General features: G+C 63.7%; 6 protein-coding genes (1 of these 6 only partly in view). 2 read left to right on the forward strand and 4 right to left on the reverse strand.

Annotation, left to right across the window (positions count from 1 at the left end; all coding sequences use genetic code 11):
- The 3 genes from K728_RS0102655 to K728_RS0102665 form a co-directional block, all read right to left on the reverse strand.
- On the reverse strand, positions 1-295 hold the 5' portion of the coding sequence (locus K728_RS0102655; protein ID WP_051317589.1) for an HAD hydrolase-like protein. 449 nt of this gene lie to the left of the window's left edge; 295 of the gene's 744 nt are visible here — the first part of the coding sequence; the start codon lies at positions 293-295; the stop codon falls past the left edge of the window.
- Between the two features lie 28 nt (positions 296-323).
- Positions 324-3,179, reverse strand: a complete 2,856-nt coding sequence (gene uvrA / locus K728_RS0102660) for an excinuclease ABC subunit UvrA (RefSeq protein ID WP_051317590.1) — start codon at positions 3,177-3,179, stop codon at positions 324-326.
- A 130-nt stretch (positions 3,180-3,309) separates the two neighbouring features.
- Positions 3,310-3,705 (reverse strand): GntR family transcriptional regulator, encoded by a 396-nt coding sequence (locus K728_RS0102665; protein ID WP_019483782.1) that lies wholly within the window; start codon positions 3,703-3,705, stop codon positions 3,310-3,312.
- Between the two features lie 136 nt (positions 3,706-3,841).
- Between K728_RS0102665 and K728_RS0102670 the strand changes: the two genes are divergently transcribed.
- The gene (locus K728_RS0102670) at positions 3,842-4,480 is read left to right on the forward strand and encodes an MBL fold metallo-hydrolase (protein WP_024475755.1); all 639 of its coding nucleotides are present in this window, start codon (positions 3,842-3,844) and stop codon (positions 4,478-4,480) included.
- A gap of 98 nt (positions 4,481-4,578) precedes the next feature.
- Here K728_RS0102670 and K728_RS0102675 read toward each other — a convergent pair whose 3' ends face one another.
- On the reverse strand, positions 4,579-5,391 hold the full coding sequence (locus K728_RS0102675) for a trans-aconitate 2-methyltransferase (protein ID WP_019483780.1): 813 nt from the start codon (positions 5,389-5,391) through the stop codon (positions 4,579-4,581).
- Positions 5,392-5,440: 49 nt separating this feature from the next.
- Between K728_RS0102675 and K728_RS0102680 the strand changes: the two genes are divergently transcribed.
- Positions 5,441-6,709 (forward strand): DEAD/DEAH box helicase (locus K728_RS0102680; RefSeq protein ID WP_024475756.1); only part of this gene is annotated, 1,269 nt, incomplete at its 3' end.

Here is a 6,709-nt window from a genome sequence, read left to right on the forward strand (position 1 = left end):
CGGCCATCCCCCGGGTGCGATAGCCCTCCCGGTAGTGCGCGATCACCGATGCCAGTTGGCTCTCGCCCACCCCGGCGATCTCCCGCAGGGACGTCACGAGCGGCGGACCAACCATCTTCCGCAGCATGTCTTCGGACGGTCGGGGCAGTCCGTGGGCTTCCAGGGACCCGATGATCCCTCCGGTGATGGCGCCTGCGGGGTCGACAAGAGTTCCATCCAGGTCAAAGAGCACGAGCAGGCGGTAGTTCATCACCGGCCAAGTTTCCCACAGCCGGTGCCCAGCAGAAAACTGCATTCCTCCCACGGAATATGTTGGATGCTGTCTATCGTCCGAGTGTCTCGGCGAGGAACGTGCCCGTGTAGCTGGTGGTCGACTTGGCCACCTGCTCCGGCGTTCCGGTGGCGATGATCTGTCCGCCGCCCGACCCGCCGTCGGGCCCGAGGTCGATGACCCAATCGGCGCTCTTGATCACATCCAGGTTGTGTTCGATGGTGATTACCGTGTTGCCCTTGTCCACCAGCCCCTGCAGGACGAGCAGCAGCTTCCGGATGTCTTCGAAGTGCAGACCTGTGGTCGGCTCGTCCAAAACGTAAATACTGCGACCGTTGGACCGCTTCTGCAGTTCGCTGGCCAGCTTCACGCGCTGTGCTTCACCGCCGGATAAGGTGGTGGCCGGCTGTCCGAGCCGCACATAGCCAAGACCCACTTCGACGAGCGTGTTGAGGTGACGCGCGATCGGGCTGAACGCCGCGAAGAATTCGGCGCCCTCTTCGATCGGCATGTTCAGCACATCGGCGATGGTCTTGCCTTTGTAGTGGACTTCGAGCGTTTCCCGGTTGTAGCGCTGACCGTGACATACCTCGCACGGCACGTATACGTCCGGGAGGAAGTTCATTTCAATCTTCAGGGTGCCGTCGCCGGAGCAGGCTTCGCAGCGGCCGCCCTTCACGTTGAATGAGAACCGGCCGGGGAGGTAGCCCCGGACCTTCGCCTCGGTGGTCTCGGCAAACAGCTTCCGGATGTTGTCGAAGACACCGGTGTAGGTGGCTGGGTTGGAGCGTGGTGTCCGGCCGATGGGGCTCTGGTCGACGTGGACCACTTTGTCGAGGTGTTCGAGCCCATCGATCCGCTTGTGCCGGCCGGCAACCTGCTTGGCGCCGTTGAGCTTGTTGGCCAGCACCTTGTAGAGGATCTCGTTGACCAGGGTGGACTTCCCTGACCCGCTGACACCCGTGACCGCGGTGAGGACGCCCAGGGGGAAGGCAATGTCGAAGGACGTCAGGTTATGTTCGCGTGCACCGACCACCTTGAGCTGCCGGGACTTGTCGATCTTGCGGCGCTTCTTCGGGATTTCGATCTTCCGCCGACCGGAGAGGTAGTCACCGGTGATGGAACGCTCATTGGTGAGGAGGTCTTCAAGCAGACCGGAGTGGACCACCTCGCCGCCGTGCTCGCCGGCGCCGGGGCCGATGTCGACAATCCAGTCGGCTTCCTGGATGGTGTCCTCGTCATGCTCGACGACGATCAGGGTGTTGCCGAGGTTACGGAGGCGGGCGAGCGTCTCGATCAGCCGCCGGTTGTCGCGCTGATGCAGCCCGATTGACGGTTCATCGAGAACGTAGAGTACGCCCACAAGTCCTGAACCGATCTGGGTTGCCAGCCGGATGCGCTGTGCCTCTCCGCCGGACAGGGTCCCGGAGGCGCGTTCGAGGTTCAGGTACTCGAGTCCGACGTCGAGCAGGAACTGGAGCCGGGCCTGGATTTCCTTGAGGACCTGGCTGGCAATCTGGGCTTCACGGCCGGTGAGCACCAGGTTGTTGAGGAAGTCGCTGCAGTCGCGCATTGGCATGGCTGCGACCGACGCAATGGATTTGCCATTGATTAGGACCGAGAGTGAGGCCGGGTTCAGCCGGGCACCGCCACACGCGGGGCACGGGATCTGCCGCATGTACTCCTCGTAGCGGTCGCGTGCGTGATCGGATTCGGTTTCGAGATGCTTGCGGTGGATGTACTGCACAGCGCCTTCGAAGCCGGTGCTGTACTTACGCTCCCGGCCGAACCTGTTCTTGTACTGCACCACCACCTTGTGGTCCTTGCCGTACAGGGCTGCTTCCCGGGCGCGGTCCGGCAACTTGTGCCAGGGTACGTCCATCTTGAAGTTCAGCTCTTTCGAGAGACCTTCAAGCAGCCGGGTCCAGTACTCGAGGGTTGCGGTGCCCAGCGACCAGGGGGCGATGGCGCCTTCCGCCAGACTCAGGTCCGGGTTGGGGACGACCAGCTCTTCGTCAACCTCAAGCTTGGTGCCGATCCCGGTGCAGACGGGGCACGCGCCGAAGGGGTTGTTGAAGGAGAACGAGCGTGGCTCGATCTCATCGATGGCCAGGGGGTGCTCATTGGGGCAGGCCAGGTGCTCGGAGAACGCCCTGACGCGTTTGCTGTCTTTTTCGGGTAGATCAACGAAATCGGCGAGGACCCGGCCGTCGGCCAGCTTGAGCGCCGTCTCCACCGAGTCGGTGAGCCGTTGACTGATGCCGTCCTTGACCACCAGCCGGTCGACAATCACTTCGATGGTGTGTTTGTACTGTTTGCCGAGCTTGGGTGGATCTGACAGCTGGACGACGTCGCCGTCGACACGGGCGCGGGCGTAGCCTTTGGCCGTCAGCTCCTGGAACAGGTCGACGAACTCTCCCTTGCGGCCTCGCACCACGGGGGCGAGGATCTGGAATCGGGTGCCCTCTTCGAGTTCAAGCAGCTGATCGACGATCTGCTGGGGGGTCTGCTTGGCGACCGGTTCGCCACAGGTGGGGCAGTGTGGGCGTCCCACGCGGGCCCAGAGGAGGCGCATGTAGTCGTAAATCTCGGTGATGGTGCCGACTGTTGACCGGGGGTTCTTGTTGGTCGACTTCTGGTCGATGGACACCGCTGGCGACAGACCCTCAATAAAGTCAACGTCAGGCTTGTCCACCTGACCCAGGAACTGCCTGGCGTAGGCCGACAGGGACTCGACGTAGCGCCGCTGACCTTCCGCGAAGATCGTGTCGAACGCGAGGGATGACTTTCCCGACCCTGAGAGACCGGTGAAGACGATCATCGCGTCACGCGGCAGGTCGAGGTCAACGTTGCGCAGGTTGTGCTCGCGTGCTCCCTTGACGATCAGACGCGAAAGATCCTGCGACATTTTGGGATCGGAAAACTCAGATTCGAGCGAAGTTGCAATAGACACCCATTCACTCTAATTGAAACCGTGTTCGAATACATATTCGATCGGCTGGTTTTCAGCGTGTCGTCGGCGCGTTGGCCCCCGATGTTCACCGACGGCGCAGAGCGGCCCGCAAATAGGCAACGGCCTCGTCCTCGGTGAGGCCGTTGGCCTTGATCACATCCGCGTATTTGTCGGCGGCTGCGGCCGCCCGTTGCCGTGCTTCATCTCCTGCCGCCGCGACAACGGTTCCTGCCCGCGACCGGGTGACCACAATGTTGGCCTGCTCCAGTTCCCGATACGCCCTGGCAACGGTGTTGACTGCTACTCCGAGGTGGCCGGCGAGGGTGCGCACGGGTGGCAGGCGGGTCCCGACGGGAAGCGATCCGTTGTTCGCGGCGTCGAGGATCTGCACGCGGAGTTGTTCGTAGGGTGGCACAGAGCTTGCCTGGTCAATGCGGAGCCAACTGGTGACGTCGGAGCTGCCTGTTGCGCCTGGATTCACTGTGGCCTTTCCGGTCTCTGTCACTCGTCACTGTTGTCCGGCCATTTCCCGGGCGGACCGCTGATGCCCATATTGTTCCACGCACCCCTGTGCCCCGAAAGTCTTGCCGATTTACCGGCGTGCCTAGACTGGGTTCATGCTTACTCTTCAGGATCTGACCATCCGCTCGATCTCGGTCAGCGAGATGGACAACAACGTCTACCTGCTGACCTCGAAGGCCACGGGCGCACAGGTGCTGATTGACGCCGCCGATGACGCTCCCGCCATCATGGCGCTCCTTGCCGAGGGCGCCGCAGACACCACGGCTGAGCCGAAGCTGGCGCTGATCGTCACCACCCATTCGCACTGGGACCATGTTCGGGCGCTGGCCGACGTCGTCGGGCAGACGGGAGCGCGCACTGCGGCCGGCACGGAAGACGTCACCGACATAGCGGTGCCTACGGATGTTCGGCTGGAGCACGGGGATATTGCCACTTTCGAGGGCTTCGACCTCGAAGCCATCAAGTTGCGCGGACACACACCGGGGAGCGTTGCCTTGTTGTACCGCGACCCGCACGGCCCGGCACACTTGTTTACTGGGGATTCGCTGTTCCCCGGCGGCATCGGGAACACCCAGGGCGACGCCGCCCGGTTTGAGTCGTTGCTCAACGACGTGTCCGAGCGGATCTTCGACTATCTGCCGGACGACACCGTCGTGCATCCCGGCCATGGGAAGGGCACCACCGTCGGGGCTGAACGCCCGCAGCTTGAGGAATGGCGCGCCCGCGGCTGGTAAAACCGGCCGTCCGGCGGGCTCACCGCCGTCGGAACCCACCTTCCCGTCCACCTGTGTGCAGGTGCGTTGGCTGGCCCCCGGCTCAGGGCTGGCGGGAACTATCCCGCGGGGTCCTTGCTCCTACTTCGTCCGGTCTTGACGCCGACGGCGAAGATCCGGCGGAAGCCGAAGACTGTCCCCCAAGGTTCCTCGGGGTAGGCTCCACGCAGCAGGGCAGCATACTGTTCGACGAAGGCCGCGGCGTCGTCGTCGGACAGCGCATTCAGTACCGGGCGCAATCCGGTGCCCTTCAGCCATTGCAGCACCGGATCGGGTCCCGTGAGGACGTGCTGGTAGGTGGTCTCCCAGACGTCGGCGGTCATGCGCGCCTCGCTAAGCATTCGCAGGTACTCCTCCGGCTCCGACACGACGTCGGTATGCCTCAGCACTCCCCCGAGCTGGTCCCGCCAGGCGTTCGATCCGGCCAGTTCGCGCATCAAGGTGTGCGCCGGGGATCCGAAGTTGCCAGGAACCTGCAGGGCCAGCCAGGCACCTGGACGAAGCACCCGTGCCCACTTCTGCACCAGCTCGGCCTGACCCGGCACCCACTGCAGGACGGCGTTGGTGACGACGACGTCGACGTCGACGTCGTCTGCGGGTGAGAAGTCTCGGATATCACCGGTCTCGAACCGCAGGTTCGGCGGCGGGTCGGCTTGGTCATTGGCGCGCTGCACCATGTCGGCGGATGAGTCGATGCCCAGCACCCCGGCGTCGGGCCAGCGTTCGGCCAGCAGCCGGGTGAGGTCGCCCGGACCACAGCCAAGGTCGACGACTACCCGCGGATCGGCATGGTTGACCCGACCGACCAGGTCGAGGAACGGCCTGCCCCGGTGGTCAGAGAACAGAGAATACTGGGTGGGATCCCATCGCATGGCTCCAGCGTATCCGGCGGTGAGGCAGCTACGGATAGGCTGGAGTCCTATGAGAATTCAGGAACACCTCCCCGCAGGCACGGATCAGCCCGACGACGTTTACGGCGCCTTCCTCGAGTGGACGACCAGCGAGGGAATGAGCCTGTATCCGGCGCAGGACGAAGCTGTGCTGGAGCTGGTCTCCGGGAACAACGTGATCCTCGCGACGCCTACCGGATCGGGGAAGTCGCTGGTGGCGGTCGCAGCCCATTTCGATGCGATCGCCCGCGGCAAACGCAGCTACTACACGGCGCCGATCAAGGCTCTGGTGTCCGAGAAGTTTTTCGCCCTCTGCGAGACCTTCGGTGCCGAGAATGTCGGGATGATCACCGGTGATTCAGGGGTCAACCAGGACGCACCGATCATCTGCTGCACAGCAGAAATCCTGGCGAACATCGCGCTTCGTGAAGGTGCGCTGGCCGACGTCGGCACCGTCATCATGGACGAGTTCCACTTCTACTCCGACCCGCAGCGCGGCTGGGCGTGGCAGGTTCCCCTCCTTGAACTCCCCCAGGCCCAGTTCCTCCTGATGTCGGCGACCCTCGGCGACATGACCCGTTTCGAGGAGGAGCTGACCGAGCGCACCGGCCGACCCAGCACCACGATCAGCAGCGCCGAACGGCCTATCCCGCTGCACTTCTACTACGTAGAGACCACCGTTCAGGAATCGCTGGAGGAACTCCTCAGTACCCGGCAGGCGCCGGTGTATGTGGTGCACTTCAGCCAGGCCGAAGCGATTGAACGCGCCCAGAATCTGATGAGCGTGAACGTCTGCTCTCGGGAGGAGAAGGACAGGATCGCCGACCTGATCGCGACCTTCCGGTTCTCCTCCGGGTTCGGCAAGACACTCAACCGACTGGTCCGGCACGGCATCGGCGTCCACCACGCCGGCATGCTCCCCAAGTACCGTCGGCTGGTGGAGCAGCTCGCGCAGGCGGGACTGCTCAAGGTCATCTGCGGCACCGACACCCTCGGCGTCGGGATCAACGTCCCCATCCGCACGGTGCTCCTGACCGCACTGAGTAAGTACGACGGCGTCCGCACCCGGCTGCTCAACGCCCGCGAGTTCCACCAGATCGCGGGCCGGGCGGGGCGGGCCGGTTATGACACGGCGGGGACCGTCGTCGTGCAGGCACCTGATCATGTGGTTGAGAACACGAGGGCCATGGCGAAGGCCGTCGGGAAGTTCGGCGACGATCAGAAAAAGCTCCGTCAGGTGGTCAGGAAGAAACCACCCACCGGGTTTGTGTCGTGGGGTAAACCAACCTACGAGCGGCTC

This window comes from Arthrobacter sp. CAL618, assembly GCF_000468215.1.
In the GTDB taxonomy this organism is placed as follows: domain Bacteria; phylum Actinomycetota; class Actinomycetes; order Actinomycetales; family Micrococcaceae; genus Arthrobacter_D.